This window comes from Pseudomonas sp. 05L36 (assembly GCF_056398125.1).
Window position 1 is genome coordinate 89,030 of the sequence record NZ_JBFTOU010000012.1, and the last position, 13,827, is coordinate 102,856.

Genomic DNA, 13,827 nt, shown 5'->3' on the forward strand with positions numbered 1-13,827 from the left:
GGAAACCCTTGAAGCAGCGCACATCAAGCCTTACCGGGGGCCGGTCGTTTCCAGTTTAGACGCTTGTGATTTCCAAATTCCCGCCTAGCCTAATTCTGAATCGCCACCATGTCATGGAGCAAGCTATGCGGCCAACTAGAAAACCCATTTTCGTTATCGCTACCGCCCTTTCGCTTCTCTGTGCTTGTGGTAGCGCGTGGGCGTTCAAACTCAACCCTTGTTTGAGGGTGCTGGTTTACAACGACGGCGCTCTTGAGGCTAAGAAAATCAGAGACCGGAATCTGTGTGGGTTGGCGCCTGAAAAAATGCGGCTGACCGTCCACGAACATATGACCAATTTCGCGATCGACGAATATCGAGGGTCAGGTTTTTTGGTGAATGCCGCGAACAAGCCTGCAGGAGATAAATCGCACCAGCAGGTACTTAACTACATGACTGACCCAGTCTGGGCAAAAAGCCAGGGCTCACCCATGCATCATACCTACATGATCATTTTCGGCAGTTGGTGGAATGACGATCCATTGATGTACCTGTGGGGTTCGGGCAGCGACTTTAGACATGGGCTTGGCAACCTTCGAACATTGTTCAAAAATAGCTCGGCACGGTATGAAGGGGGTATGGGTGGCTGCTCGGTACCAAAGAAAGATCACCTCGCGTGGAATTCTCATTTTGGGAGACTTCAGTACCTTCACTTCATGAGTAACGCTGACGGCAACGTAAACAACGGCGAACGTTTAGACGAAACCCTGCAAAAGTCACTCGCGTGGATTGAGTTCGCCTACAAAGTGGCCACGGGAAATACGCTTCCGACTGCGCCCCTCACGGCGGAGCAGCAGTTCGAGCTCGGGCTTCCATCCATTGCCGAAAACTATTGCTTACGAGATCCAGCTAACACGAAGATTCGAACCCTTTTCGCCAGGCCGAGCGGAGATGACGCCCTGCGAGACCAAAGGACTCCAGACGTAGCGCTGGGTAGCATATTTCACATTCTTCAAGACTCATTTTCACCGGGGCATACATGTCGCACTGACCAGATAGTTAATGGCGAGCGCTACGCCGTCCTGAGTGGCGTTTACAATTACAACGAACAAAATCAAGACCTACACAGTAACCAGGACATCTTTCCGAGCTGGCTACATAGCTACGCAGAATCCGGTAAACACATCTATGCTAACGATCCCATCAAGGTCGGAGCTTGGTTGTTGCAAGCCGTTGATGCGAATACACCATGGGAGGAAGTCAGGGCCCATCTACTACAGACGGTGTTCATGACTGCAGTGAAGGCTCCGCCTTCAGTCCAGGCCAGCTGTATTGGTCAGCAAACCGTCTCACACGACACGGACTCACCAATATCTATCGCAGCCACGACTGAAAATTAAACACGGAGCAATCATGAACGATGATCTGGAAAACCGAGAACGCGCTCGTTTAGCCCTCCTGGATATGGTCTATGAGACACAACTTCATTCACTGTCATTCACGTCGGAGTTGTCCGGCGCGCAGTCACTTGGTCTGCCGCCTCCATTGTCGAGCCCAGCCACATGGTCAAGGCTTGCCAGCAACATTGGATTTCGGGAAGGCATAAGCGTTGTCGCACAAGGTGACTCCTGGTTTGACTACATCGGCAACGACATCATCCAGTCTCTAAAGCACCGTGGATTTGCCATCAAGAACTATGGCACTGCGGGGGATACCTTGGAAAACATGCTTTTTGGTACCGAGTTCCGTGAAAGTAATTGGGAACGCTACCCGGCAGAACATGCGAAGGTCTTGGAGTCGATCAAGCTCATAAAACCCAAGTTTTTTCTCTTCTCCGGGGGCGGAAATGATATCGCTGGGCCCGAGCTTGCTCCTTACCTTAATCATGCAGGCATGTACCCGAATGAACCTCTGCGTCTGGATTTTCTGGACTTCATGTTCAAGAAGGTCTTTCGCGACTATTACGACTTCATGATCAAGTCGGTGAAGAGCACGCTTCCCAGTGTTGAAATAATACTTCATGGCTACGGTCATGCCATTCCTACGGGAAAGGGGGTCATAACTGTTGGCCCTTGGCGCTTTATTGGCCCTTGGCTACGTCCCTCCCTGACCGCCAAGTGCATCATTAATCCCGCAACCCAGGTGGGGGTTATCACACGGGTAATTGACGTCTTCAATGAAATGCTGGCGGATGTCGCGAAATCCCACTCCAATGTGCACTACATTGATCTGCGTGGGATTATCAAATCAGATGACTGGATAAATGAGCTTCATCTAAACCATTCAGGGTATGAAAAGGTCGGTCAGGCTTATCAATCGCTGATGCAGGGACTGATGACCGAAGAAGAGAAACAGACGTTGGCGATAAATAAGGCGTCGGTAGAAGAGTTCCTCGCTGGCCACGACAGCACGGTGCAGCCCCATCGAGAGTCCGCGGTAGGATTACCTGCAGCGCATTGAACAGCAAGGCTCGAAAGCGTCATCGACCGCTTGAGCTGTTTCGATGACGCTTTCAGGCAGGTAAGAAGTGCAGCAAACAATTGAAGCCATGATACTGCGCACTCCAAAGGGCGGGGAGGTGGTAGGGATGAGGGGCGTATGTGGGGAATGGATATTATGGTCAATCGGGGTCTACACCTAATTGGGCCGTAAGCGTCCGGGCATCCCGTCTGCGTAACTAAACCGGCTGCCACCTATGTGGCAGCAACCGATCCATCTCACTCGCTCGCTGCGTTGGCAGGCGCGTGAGAACGTCCTTTAGGTAGGCATACGGATCGTGCCCGTTGAGCCGTGCCGACTGGATCAAACTCATGATAGCCGCCGCCCGTTTTCCGCTGCGTAGCGATCCTGCGAAGAGCCAGTTCTTGCGTCCAAGAGCCCACGGCCGGATCTGGTTGTCGGGTAGTCAGACGCGGTTACCCGCGTCCAACCCCCTAAGAACCGTGCATGCGAGTTTCCCAGCACACGGCTCAAGCCTCTGCTAAAGCGCCTCTAGGCACCCGGTTGAACATCATCGGCATAGGCAAATTGCACATCCCTCGGGCAGCGCAGGTGGTAGATCTCAAGATTGGCTGCTGCGTCCGTCCCGCCATGACCTAGCTTCACAACATGGCGACTGTGCCACGGCGTGTCTTTGGTCACCGGCTTGAAGCAGGCGCAACACCTGCCGCCCTGTTGCCCCCATACCCGATACAGCTTGGCTCGACCTTTAACGGAAGTGAGCATCTTCTTGCCCCAGCGGGATTCAAAGTACTCATCCCATGCAGGGTCGTGAGGGTTGGCAGCAGCCTTAATCTTGATATGCCGCACAATCGGCGTGTCTGAGGCGTCTACTAGCGTGTATTGACGCTTCCGACCATCGGCTGATTTTTCGGTACACGAGAACACCCAACGGCGCGCCCCTTGTACTTTGAAATATCGATCCTTTACCCATCGGCGTGTTTTGCGAGGGTGGCGACGTACCGCCCATCGCCAGAGCATTTCCCACACTGCGCTGTCCACCTGGTTGAAGACCTTCTTCGCGACGACATGGCTGTGATAGTTTGCCCAACCCCGTAAAACCGGGTTGAGCAAACCTATCAAGTTCGCCTGTCGTATCGTTTTGTTGGTCTTGATCAACTCTCGCAACTTGGCAAGGAGAGCCCCGATGTTCGCCTTAGATGGCTTGATCAGGAGCTTGCCGTTGTACTTGCGCAGGTTCCATCCGAGGAAGTCGAACCCGTCCCCTATGTGCGTTATTTTGGTTTTTTCCGGAGAGAGAATAAGTCCACGCTCTGCCAGAAATTCAACCACGGCGGGCCTGACTTCATTCTCCAGCCACTCTTTCGAACAGCCAGTGATGATGAAGTCGTCTGCATAACGCACCATTTGCATTTTTCGGGCTGTCCACTTTGCATTGGGAAACCTCTTTGCCAGCATCGCTTCCAACCCGTCCAGCGTCATGTTCGCCAGCACCGGGGACGCGATACCTCCTTGCGGTGTTCCGGCGTGGCTGGGAAATAGTTCGTTTCGGTAGACGTAACCGGCCTTGAGCCATTTCTGCAAAATCACCTTGTCCATAGGGATGTTGGCGATCAATCAGTCATGGCTGATATTGTCGAAACAGCCTTGAATGTCGCCCTCTAACACCCACTCCGCATTTGCTTTTCGTGACAGCACACCAAAGCACTGTGCGGCGGCATCCGCAGTTGAGCGTTCCGGCCTGAACCCATAAGAGTTCGGATCGGCGGTGGTTTCCGCTATCGGTTCCAGAGCCAGCAAATGAAGCGCCTGCATGGCTCGGCATTTCATCGCGGGAATTCCGAGAGGTCTAGTCTTGCCGTTTTTCTTCGGAATGAGGACTCTCCGAAGCGGAAGCGGCGAGTAGCCTCGCCGCTTCAACGACTCTATCGCACCGATCTTGGCCCTAGGCGTATTCCAAGTGACCTTGTCCACACCGGGAGTATTTTTGCCTTTGTTTTCAGACACACGTTTCACGGCTAAAGCTTTGCCGCTAAACGAGTGAGTCAGCAGCCATTGCAAGGCTCTCGCCTTGTTATGCCTGCCGTCTTGTACAGCCTTCACAATACGCGCTTGCAGCCCTTTGACACGTCGTTGTACGGCGATCCAATCGATGCCGTCCCACGACGTGCCGGAAGGTGCACACGCCAATGCTGCTGCGTTCATTTGCTCTCCTTCCGTTGAAAGGGTTCTACCTACTCTCGTGTGAAGAGAGACCATGAGGACGTCTGCCCGCTTTCGCGTGAAGTGATGTTTCAACCTCTATCCAACCCATTACAGGATGGCGTTCGCTTTTTCCTCGTTCCTTCGCCCGCACCGCCATGGGCAGTTTTTACAAACGGCTTTCCCTGACGGGAGCGATACGGGATTTCCACGTTCCGCCTACTGAAGTGCGTCGGGTAAGGTGCCTGCTATCGACCGGGAGGCATGTGGGTCACGAGTGCGTAGTCGAAAGACGCAATTCCCACCTCCATTACCATTTTGGTTCGAGCGTGTAAGCCATTTCCGCTCGCTCAACTTAACGATCGTTGCGCAGATTCACATGCGTTCACCATACCGACTATCTAGCCCTTGTCCGGCTATGGCTGCCAGAAGGGTACGCCTCTCACGATTGGTACCCCGCACCTTGCGGTGCCTCGTTCCATTGTCGAAGGCGCTCTTGATTCAGCCTTCTAGATTCACCCGGTGACACGGGTGGTTCCCGCTGGGGGGAACAACTTCATTAAGCGACTTCGTGTCGCACCTCACACCAATTGTTATCGATGGGTACAGCGCCGTCATCGAGGTAACGTGACAGTGCCATCCAGCGTTTGAGGCTGTAATCCAAGGCTTTGCTGATGGCCGACCCGTTGTGCACGATGTCGCGCTGGGCGGTCATCCAGGTATGTAAGGCATCCATCACGGAGGCGGCTTTTTCTTGTCGTATTCGTCGACGCAAGTCCGGTTCCAGCGCCTTAACTTCATGCTCGATTTCGTACAACGACTGGATGTAACGCAGGGCCTGCTCGGAGAGGGCGCTCTTGTGAGTCGCGTGCAGTTCGAAGAACTTGCGCCGGGCATGGGCCATGCAGCCGATTTCGGTCACACCGAGTTCGAAGCTAGCTTTGTAGCCACCAAAATCATCACAGACCAGCTTGCCCTTCCAGTCTTGCAGGAAGTTGCGCGCATGTTCACCGGCACGGCTGAGGCTGAAGTCGTAAACCACTGCCGAGGTTTCGCAAAACGGGCTGGTCGCGTAGGCCCACACGTAAGAACGATGGGTTTTCCTGGTGCCCGGCATGAGCATCTGCACCGGCGTTTCATCGACATGAACGACGGGCTGACCAAGGACAACTTCGCGCAGCGCAGCGCATCGACCAGCGGCTGCAACTGCACACCGCAGGTGCCGACCCATTGAGCCAGGGTCGAACGCGGGATCGCCAGGCCGGCACGGCCAAAAATCGCTTCCTGGCGATACAGCGGCAAATGGTCGGCAAACTTCGCGATCATGACATGGGCCAATAAACCCGCAGTGGGGATGCCTTTGTCGATGACCTGCGCCGGTACCGGAGCTTGGGTCAGGGTTTCGCAGTCATCGCAGACCCACTTGCCACGGATATGGCGCTCGACGGTGAACACGCCCGGCGTGTAATCGAGCTTCTCGCTGACATCTTCACCGATGCGCTTGAGCGCACAGCCGCACGGGCAGTGCGTGTTGTCCGGTTCGTGATGGATCAGGGTGCGCGGGAATTCAGGCGGCAAGGCACGACGCTTGGGCTTTTGCTTTTCCTGAGCAGGTGCTGGGGCGGGGAGCAATGACTCCAGCTGCGCTTCGATGGCACAGATATCGGTATCGATCAGATCATCGAGCAAGCTGGCCTGCTCGGGGCTCATCTGCTCGCTGCGTTTGGCGTACTTGAAGCGCTTGAGCTGGGCGATCTCGTGGCTGAGCTTTTCGATCAGCGTTTTGTCGTGGTGGATCTGCTTGTCCTTCGCACCGAGCTGCGAAAACAACTGCGCAGCCAGCGCGCGCAGTTGTTCGGGAGTGAGTTGGTCGAGATCAGGGAGTGAAGTCATGGCGCCGACCTTGCCAGATCAGCGTAAACGCGACGATAGGCTTATCGGACAATTGCATTGTGCGTAGATCAGAGAATGGAAATAGCGTTTTCTGGGCCGACTCTTTGCCAGGGCAAACCCAGAATCAGGGCCTGTAGCTGCTCGGTGCTCAATTCAACCTGCGTGCCGTGTCGAGTGCCTGGCCAGATGAACTTGCCTTGATGCAGACGGCGTGCCGCCAGCCAGATACCCAGCCCGTCATGTACCAGGACTTTCATGCGAGTGCCGCGCCGGTTGGCAAACAGATAAGCACAGTGCGGCTGCGCCGCACCGAACACCGAAACCACGCGGGCCATGGCGGTGTCGGTACCGGCGCGCATGTCCATCGGCTCGGTGGAGAGCCAGATGGTGTCGATGCGGATCACCGCAGCAACTCCCGGAGAAAACTCGCACAGTCAGCGGCATTGTCCAGCGGCCAGCTCACTTTTACAGGAAAGCACGGGTGCTGGATTTCAACGCAGATCATCGATGACGAAGGATGTGCGAGGCGCTGCGTGTGCAGCGGGATGAATGCCGGCTGGAGCGCCAAGCTTTTCTGAGCGTGCAGCCGAATCCACTTGTGGACGAGGTTGGCGTTGAGACTGTGGCTGAGTGCGATGTTGGCGATTGAAGCACCAGGCTCTGCGCACGCTTGGATGACTTGGGCTTTGAAGGATTTGCTATATGTACGACGCTGGGGCTGGATGAGGAAACCGCTTATTGAGGCCAGAAATGGTGTCCACTTGAATTGATCTGACCCCGAAATGTTGGACATCAACATCCAGGGGTGTCATGAAAAAGTACACAGAGCAGGCGAAATTGTCGGTTGTTGAAGATTACTGTTCGGGGAGCGCAGGTCACAGAGAGGTCGCGCATCGTCACGGGGTCAATGCCTCTTCGCTTCGAAAGTGGATTGCGGCATATCAGGCGCTTGGTGCCGCAGGTCTCAAAAGTAAGAGAAAGAAGAACTACAGCCCTGAGTTCAAGCTGAATGTATTGCAGCGTATGCGAGAGGAAGAGCTGTCCTATCGCCAAGTCGCTGCCCTGTTTGATATCCGGAAATCCGACATCATTGGCGAATGGGAGCGCAGGTATGATGAAGGCGGTTTGGAGGCCTTGTCCCGGCAGCCAGGAAGCGGACTTCACAAAAAAATGACAAACCCCATCCCGTCCATTCAGCTTGAATCTTCGGACGATGAAGCTCGTACGCGTGATGATTTGCTGGCCGAATTGAGCCAGTTGCGGATGGAAATTGCTTATTTAAAAAAGCTCGATGCCTTGGTTCAAGCGAAGGAACGAGCAGCGCAGCGGAAAAAGCGCAAATCGTGATTGAACTGAGGCAGGAGCACTCTCTGGAAGGCCTTCTGAAATTGGCTGGCCTGGCCCGTAGCACTTTTTATTATCAACAAAAGGTGCAGCAATCCGTTGATAAATACGCGGAGCTGAAGTCCAGAATTTGCTCAATTTTCGACGAGCACAAGGGCCGATATGGCTATCGCCGTATCACTGCTGCCGTTCGGCGAGCTGGCCACCTCGTGAACCACAAGACTGTTCAGCGCCTCATGGGCGAGCTTCAGTTGAAAAGCCGTGTGCGCATAAAGAAATACCGGGCCTACAGAGGCGAAGAGGGTCAGGTAGCGCCGAACCTGCTGAAACGGAAGTTCGATGCCAAACGACCGAACCAGAAATGGGTAACCGATGTGACGGAGTTTCGGGTCGGGGGGCAGAAGCTTTATCTCTCGCCGATCCTTGACCTCTATAACGGCGAAATAATCGCCTTCAAGACCGCGAGGCGCCCGCTGTTCGACATGGTTGGTGCGATGCTACGGCAAGCTTTTGAGAGGCTGCGGCCACGCGATAAACCAATCTTGCATTCCGACCAAGGATGGCAGTACCGGATGCCTATCTACCGCCGCGTGCTGAACGAGCGTGCGGTAAAGCCAAGCATGTCCCGCAAAGGAAATTGCTATGACAATGCGGCTATGGAAAGCTTTTTTGGCACGTTGAAATCCGAGTTCTTTTACCTGAACAAATTCAACAGTCTCGATGAGCTTGAAGCAGGTATAGAGGACTACATACACTACTACAATCATTCGCGAATCAGGCTGAAGCTAAGTGGCCTGAGCCCTGTGGAATACAGGACTCAAGCACGGCGGGCATAGAAGGCGTCCAACATTTCGGGGTCAGATCAATTTAAGTGGACACCATTTCTAGCCTTTTAAGCGGGTCTTTCATGCAGCCACAGCGCCGTTCCTACTCCAAATCCTTCAAGGCCCAGGTCATCCAAGAGTGCGCCCAGCCCGGGGCCTCGATTGCCAGCGTTGCGCTGAGCCACAGCCTCAACGCGAACCTCGTCCATAAATGGATTCGAGTGCAAACGCAGAAAGCCATGGCGCTGCAACCTGCTTTCATTCCGCTGCCCTTGCAGCTAGCCGGAGCAAATTCGCAAGCCGCGTCATCGACTATCTGCCTCGAAATCCCACACCCGCGCGGCACCATCAAAGTGAACTGGCCGACCGAAAGCGCTACCGCTTGCGCCACCTTTCTGCGAGATCTGCTGCGATGATTCGCATCGACACCATCTGGCTCGCCACCGAGCCCATGGACATGCGTGCCGGCACCGACACCGCGCTGGCGCGGGTGGTGGCGGTGTTCGGTGCGGCGCAGCCGCACTGTGCTTATCTGTTTGCCAACCGCCGCGCCAATCGGATGAAAGTGCTGGTGCACGACGGGTTGGGTATCTGGCTGGCGGCCCGCCGCCTGCATCAAGGAAAGTTCTTCTGGCCGGGTTCTCGACACGGCTCTCAGATGGAATTGGGTGCCGAACAACTACATGCCCTGGTGCTGGGTTTGCCATGGCAAAGAGTCGGGCCTGGCAGCGCGATTTCCATCGTATAACACCTGCCATGACCACCCAGGCCGTGCAATTGTCCGATGAGGCTATCGTCGGTTTTAGCCTGCTCTGGCAAAATCGGCGGCATGACTTCGCTGCCCAATCTCGACCAACTAAACCCTGAACAACTGCGCGCTCTGGCGGCGCAGTTGATGCAGCGTGTCGAGAGTCTCGATCAGACAGTCGAGACCATGGGCAAGAAGATCCACCGCGACCAAACGGTTATCGAAAAGCTGACCCACGAGATTGCGCAACTCAAGCGCTTCAAGTTTGCCAAGCGCAGCGAGCAACTGAGCCCGGATCAAGCCAGTCTGCTTGATGACCTGATCGACACCGATATTGCGGCCATCGAAGCCGAACTTGAAGCGCTGAAACTTGCTCCCGCTTCGACTGAGGCTCGGCAAAAACCTAAACGCACCGCTTTGCCGCCGCAGTTTCCGCGCACTCTGATCCACCACGAACCCGATAATAGCCACTGCCAGTGCGGCTGCGCTCTCAAGCGTATCGGCGAGGATGTCAGCGAGAAACTCGACTACACGCCGGGCGTGTCCACCGTCGAGCGTCATATCCGAGGCAAGTGGGTCTGCGATCAGTGCGAAACCCTGATCCAGGCACCGGTTCCGGCTCAGGTCATCGACAAGGGCATCCCAACCGCAGGGCTGTTGGCCCATGTCATGATCGCCAAGTTCGCGGATCATTTACCGCTCTACCGCCAGGAATCGATTTTCGGTCGAGCCGGTTTGGCCATCGCCCGCTCGACTCTGGCCCAATGGGTCGGCAACTGTGGCGTGCAGTTGCAGCCGCTGGTCGATGCCTTGCGCGACGCGGTGCTTGGGCATGACGTGATCCACGCCGATGAAACACCGGTGCAGATGCTCACGCCGGGCGCGAAGAAAACCCATCGCGCCTATGTCTGGGCCTACGCCACCAGCCAGTTCTCGGACTTGGCAGCGGTCGTTTACGACTTCAGCCCCAGCCGCGCCGGAGAACACGCCCGCAACTTCCTGCAAGACTGGAAGGGCAAGCTGGTCTGCGATGATTTTGGTGGCTATAAAGCCAGCTTTGAACTCGGTGTCACCGAGATCGGCTGCATGGCCCATGCACGGCGCAAGTTCTTCGAGCTACACGCCACCAATAAAAGCCAGCTTGCCGAGCAGGCCTTGCGTTACATCCAGTTGCTGTATGAAATCGAGAGTGAAGTCCGAGAGCTGGAGTCAGATCTACGCCACCAAATACGGCAAGAAAAAGCGGTGCCGGTGATGGACGCCTTGCATGCCTGGATGATCGCCCAGCGCCTACTTGTGCACGATGGCTCGGCTATCAGCAAAGCATTGGATTACAGCCTGAAACGCTGGACGGCGCTGTCGCGTTATCTCGATGACGGGGCCGTACCCATTGACAATAATTGGTGCGAGAACCAGATCCGACCCTGGGCGTTGGGTCGCAAGAACTGGCTCTTTGCAGGTTCACTGCGCAGCGGCAAACGGGCAGCGGCGATCATGAGTTTGATCCAGTCGGCGCGACTCAACGGGCATGATCCGTATGCTTATTTGAAGGACGTCCTCACGCGCCTACCGGCGCAGCGGGCAAGTGAGATTGCGGAGCTGCTGCCGCATAGGTGGCGACCGGTTTAGTTGCGCAAGACGGGATGCCCAGACGCATACGAGCCTAATGGTTTCAACGCATCAGGTCTGACTGACGGGATGAACGCGGCCTGTGGGAGATCAAGGAGATGAATTCGTTTCGTCCGCCATTGCAGCCGTGCCGGGAGGCTTTCTGTCTAGATTTCAATCGGCAGATACACCAGCGCCACCATAGTGAAAGTCGCTGCTGTCCTAGAAGGAGAGACTGATCAAGCACCGTTCACTGAAGTTCATCCATGCTCCGCTGAGAAATAGCACCGTGAGAGGTCAATACGGTGCAAGTGAACAGTCTTTGGGTAATGGTCTGTACTAGACGTGGAGAGGGAGGAGGCGGGAGAGGGGGGAGTGTTGAGGCTACAAGGCGTTCAGCAGCGTATACAAGTTAGTAGCTGTCCGGATTCTATTGAGCTCACGATACGTTGAAAAGGGCTGCAACTCACGCGTAGTTCTGCACCTTGACCGTGTGCAGGGTGATGTCCACCACATCGCCGTCGGCACCCACCTGTGGCATCTCGATCCAGTCGCCGACCCGCAGCATGTCGTTGCTGGTCAACTGCACGCTGGCGACGAACGACAGCAGCGTGTCCTTGTATACCAACAGAATCACCGCCGACATGGCACCCAGACCCGACAGCAACAACAGCGGCGAGCGGTCGATCAGCGTGGCGACGATGACGATCGCGCCAAACACGTACAACACCATTTTCGCCAGTTGCACATAGCCTTTGATCGAGCGGGTGCGGGCGTGCTCGGTGCGGGCGTAGATGTCCAGCAGGGCATTGAGCAGGGCGCTGACCGACAGCAGCAGAAACAGCAAGGTGAAGGACAGCGCGACGTTACCGAGGAAATTCAGACTGGTCTTGCTCAGGTCCGGCACCAGATTGAGACCGAACTGGATCACCAGCGAAGGCGTGATCTGCGCCAGGCGATGGAACACCTTGTTCTGCAGGAAATCATTGACCCAGTGCAAGGCCGGCTGGCGGCCAAGCATTTTTGCCGCGTGCAGAATGAGGTAACGCGCCACCCGTCCGAGGAACAGCGCAATTGCCAGCAGCAACAACAGCGACAGGCTGGAGTGCACGAGCGGGTGCTGGTCGAGGGCACCCCAAAGGTCCAGGACGTTGGTCCAGAGCTGTTTGATATCCATGGTCGAAAACGATTCTTCTGTAAGGCGCGAGAGGGGATTAGAGCATTTAAGGCGCTTTGTATTACGTTTCGGGAAAAATCAGGCAACAAAAAACCAACTGTTTACCGCCATTTGTATAAAGAAACTCGGCCTGAGCGCTCGAAACCGTTACCCTATGCAGCTGTTTTTTTGCATTTCTTCGAGGTAGCACCCGTGTTTTCCCAATTCGCCCTGCACGAACGCCTGCTCAAAGCCGTGGCCGAGCTGAAATTTGTCGAGCCAACGCCTGTGCAAGCCGCGGCCATCCCGCTGGCGCTCCAGGGGCGTGACCTGCGGGTGACGGCGCAAACCGGTAGCGGCAAAACCGCTGCATTCGTTTTGCCCATCCTCAACCGTCTGATCGGCCCGGCGAAAATCCGCGTCAGCATCAAGACCCTGATCCTGCTGCCGACCCGCGAACTGGCCCAGCAGACCCTGAAAGAAGTTGAACGCTTCTCGCAGTTCACCTTCATCAAGTCCGGCCTGATCACCGGCGGCGAAGACTTCAAGGTCCAGGCCGCGATGCTGCGCAAGGTGCCGGACATCCTGATCGGTACGCCGGGCCGGATGATCGAGCAACTGAACGCCGGCAACCTCGACTTGAAGGAAGTTGAAGTACTGGTGCTCGACGAAGCCGACCGCATGCTCGACATGGGCTTCGCCGAAGACGTGCAGCGTCTGGTGGACGAGTGCACCAACCGTCAGCAGACCATGCTGTTCTCCGCTACGACCGGCGGTTCGGGTCTGCGCGAGATGATCGCCAAGGTCCTGAACAACCCTGAGCACTTGCAGCTCAACGCGGTCAGCCAGCTGAACGACACCACCCGCCAGCAAATCATTACCGCTGACCACAATCAGCACAAAGAACAGATCGTCAACTGGCTGCTGGCCAACGAGACCTACCAGAAGGCCATCGTCTTCACCAACACCCGGGCCATGGCCGACCGCATCTACGGTCGCCTGGTGGCGCAGGAATACAAAGCGTTCGTGCTGCACGGCGAGAAAGACCAGAAGGATCGCAAACTGGCGATCGACCGCCTGAAGCAGGGCGGCGTGAAAATCCTCGTGGCCACCGACGTCGCCGCTCGCGGCCTGGATGTCGACGGCCTGGACCTGGTGATCAACTTCGACATGCCGCGCAGTGGCGACGAATACGTGCACCGCATCGGTCGTACCGGCCGCGCCGGCAACGATGGCCTGGCCATTTCGCTGATCTGCCACGGCGACTGGAACCTGATGTCGAGCATCGAGCGCTACCTCAAGCAGAGCTTCGAGCGCCGTACGATCAAGGAAGTCAAAGGCATCTACGGCGGACCGAAAAAGGTCAAGGCCTCGGGCAAAGCCGTCGGCGTGAAGAAGAAAAAGACCGACGCCAAGGGCGACAAAAAGAAAACCGCCGCCAAGACTCCGACCAAGCGCAAGAGCGCCAACCGGCCGAAGAGCGATTCTTTGGTGAGCAAGGACGGCATGGCCCCGCTCAAGCGCCGCAAGCCGGAAGCGCCGACGGCTGAGTAAGTCGTTGTAGACGACCTATGAAAAACCCGGACAGTGTCCGGGTTTTTTATGTCTGGCGT

General features: G+C 56.0%; 10 protein-coding genes and 4 pseudogenes. 7 read left to right on the plus strand and 7 right to left on the minus strand.

The genetic code is table 11. The features are described 5' to 3' along the window. The first annotated feature begins 125 nt into the window (after positions 1-125). Positions 126-1,379 (plus strand): hypothetical protein, encoded by a 1,254-nt coding sequence (locus tag AC1DKH_RS15155; RefSeq protein ID WP_477798561.1) that lies wholly within the window; start codon positions 126-128, stop codon positions 1,377-1,379. A 13-nt stretch (positions 1,380-1,392) separates the two neighbouring features. Beyond that, a complete protein-coding gene (locus tag AC1DKH_RS15160) occupies positions 1,393-2,439 on the plus strand; it encodes an SGNH/GDSL hydrolase family protein (RefSeq protein WP_477798562.1) in 1,047 nt (348 codons plus the stop codon). A gap of 217 nt (positions 2,440-2,656) precedes the next feature. Here AC1DKH_RS15160 and AC1DKH_RS15165 read toward each other — a convergent pair. From AC1DKH_RS15165 to tnpA (AC1DKH_RS15190), 6 genes and pseudogenes are all read right to left on the minus strand, one after another. Then, positions 2,657-2,878 (minus strand): annotated as a pseudogene (locus tag AC1DKH_RS15165) (transposase domain-containing protein); the annotation flags it as partial. 92 nt (positions 2,879-2,970) lie between these two features. Beyond that, entirely contained in the window at positions 2,971-3,606 is a 636-nt protein-coding gene (locus AC1DKH_RS15170) for a group II intron maturase-specific domain-containing protein (RefSeq protein ID WP_477798593.1), read from the minus strand. 126 nt (positions 3,607-3,732) lie between these two features. Next, positions 3,733-4,698, minus strand: a pseudogene (locus tag AC1DKH_RS15175) (reverse transcriptase domain-containing protein); the annotation flags it as partial. 523 nt (positions 4,699-5,221) lie between these two features. After that, positions 5,222-6,534 (minus strand): annotated as a pseudogene (gene tnpC, locus AC1DKH_RS15180) (IS66 family transposase); the annotation flags it as partial. A 68-nt stretch (positions 6,535-6,602) separates the two neighbouring features. Continuing rightward, positions 6,603-6,938 carry an IS66 family insertion sequence element accessory protein TnpB gene (gene tnpB, locus AC1DKH_RS15185; RefSeq protein ID WP_477798563.1) on the minus strand — a complete coding sequence of 112 codons (336 nt, stop codon included), beginning with the start codon at positions 6,936-6,938 and terminating at the stop codon, positions 6,603-6,605. After that, positions 6,935-7,327, minus strand: a complete 393-nt coding sequence (gene tnpA / locus AC1DKH_RS15190; RefSeq protein ID WP_477798564.1) for an IS66-like element accessory protein TnpA — start codon at positions 7,325-7,327, stop codon at positions 6,935-6,937. Before tnpA (AC1DKH_RS15190) ends, tnpB (AC1DKH_RS15185) begins: the two co-directional genes overlap by 4 nt. Before the next feature lie 17 nt (positions 7,328-7,344). On the opposite strand from tnpA (AC1DKH_RS15190), the gene AC1DKH_RS15195 reads away from it, so the two are divergent. From AC1DKH_RS15195 to tnpC (AC1DKH_RS15210), 4 genes are all read left to right on the plus strand, one after another. Then, positions 7,345-8,714 (plus strand): IS3 family transposase gene (locus AC1DKH_RS15195; RefSeq protein ID WP_339493173.1). Its coding sequence is split into 2 segments (ribosomal slippage): positions 7,345-7,813 and positions 7,813-8,714, totalling 1,371 coding nucleotides; the frame shifts between segments, so codons are not numbered across the junction. A gap of 35 nt (positions 8,715-8,749) precedes the next feature. Further along, positions 8,750-9,118 carry an IS66-like element accessory protein TnpA gene (gene tnpA, locus AC1DKH_RS15200; protein ID WP_477798565.1) on the plus strand — a complete coding sequence of 123 codons (369 nt, stop codon included), beginning with the start codon at positions 8,750-8,752 and terminating at the stop codon, positions 9,116-9,118. Continuing rightward, positions 9,115-9,450, plus strand: coding sequence for an IS66 family insertion sequence element accessory protein TnpB (gene tnpB / locus AC1DKH_RS15205; protein WP_477798566.1), 336 nt, complete (start codon positions 9,115-9,117; stop codon positions 9,448-9,450). Before tnpA (AC1DKH_RS15200) ends, tnpB (AC1DKH_RS15205) begins: the two co-directional genes overlap by 4 nt. 81 nt (positions 9,451-9,531) lie before the next feature. Further along, complete coding sequence (gene tnpC, locus AC1DKH_RS15210) at positions 9,532-11,079, plus strand: IS66 family transposase (RefSeq protein ID WP_477798567.1); 1,548 nt, start codon at positions 9,532-9,534, stop codon at positions 11,077-11,079. A 451-nt stretch (positions 11,080-11,530) separates the two neighbouring features. Here tnpC (AC1DKH_RS15210) and AC1DKH_RS15215 read toward each other — a convergent pair. After that, positions 11,531-12,235 (minus strand): annotated as a pseudogene (locus tag AC1DKH_RS15215) (mechanosensitive ion channel domain-containing protein); the annotation flags it as partial. Between the two features lie 192 nt (positions 12,236-12,427). Here AC1DKH_RS15215 and AC1DKH_RS15220 point away from each other — a divergent pair. Further along, entirely contained in the window at positions 12,428-13,768 is a 1,341-nt protein-coding gene (locus AC1DKH_RS15220; RefSeq protein WP_477798568.1) for a DEAD/DEAH box helicase, read from the plus strand. The last annotated feature ends 59 nt before the right edge of the window (positions 13,769-13,827 follow it).

Bases quoted from the DNA above. Each gene is read 5' to 3' on its own strand.
- AC1DKH_RS15160 (WP_477798562.1), top strand. From the start codon at position 1,393: ATGAACGATGATCTGGAAAACCGAGAACGCGCTCGTTTAGCCCTCCTG.
- tnpA (WP_477798564.1), bottom strand. From the start codon at position 7,327: ATGTCCAACATTTCGGGGTCAGATCAATTCAAGTGGACACCATTTCTG.
- AC1DKH_RS15155 (WP_477798561.1), top strand. From the start codon at position 126: ATGCGGCCAACTAGAAAACCCATTTTCGTTATCGCTACCGCCCTTTCG.
- tnpC (WP_477798567.1), top strand. From the start codon at position 9,532: ATGACTTCGCTGCCCAATCTCGACCAACTAAACCCTGAACAACTGCGC.
- tnpB (WP_477798566.1), top strand. From the start codon at position 9,115: ATGATTCGCATCGACACCATCTGGCTCGCCACCGAGCCCATGGACATG.